The following is a 343-nucleotide window of genomic DNA, read 5'->3' as shown; positions in this document are numbered from 1 at the left end:
TGCGCGACCTCGGCCTCGCTCCCCCAACTGCCACGTCCCTGATCGGCGGCCTCGCCGACAGCGTCTTCGAGACGGCGGCGATCAACCCCACCTTGCCGATGCTCGCGCGCCGCCCGACCCCCTCCTCCCCTGTCTGGGAGGAGGTGACCGCAGTCGAACTGCGCGACGAAGTGACCGATATCGCCAAGGGACTGATCGCGTCCGGTATCTCACCGGGTCACCGCGTGGCCATCATGGCGCGCACCCGGTACGAGTGGACGGTGCTCAGTTACGCGCTGTGGGCGGTGGGCGCCGAGGTGGTCCCGATCTATCCGACGGCGTCGCGCGACCAGGTCGAGTGGAT

The 343-nt window shown here is 69.1% G+C and carries 1 protein-coding gene; it reads left to right on the top strand.

Annotated elements, in window-relative coordinates; all coding sequences use genetic code 11:
- Positions 1-343 (top strand): AMP-binding protein (locus tag ACLZOT_RS50825; RefSeq protein ID WP_416976096.1); only part of this gene is annotated, 343 nt, incomplete at both ends.

This window comes from Streptomyces sp. 4F14 (assembly GCF_048159485.1).
Lineage (GTDB): Bacteria > Actinomycetota > Actinomycetes > Streptomycetales > Streptomycetaceae > Streptomyces.
This window is presented reverse-complemented; position numbering and strand designations above follow the sequence as displayed.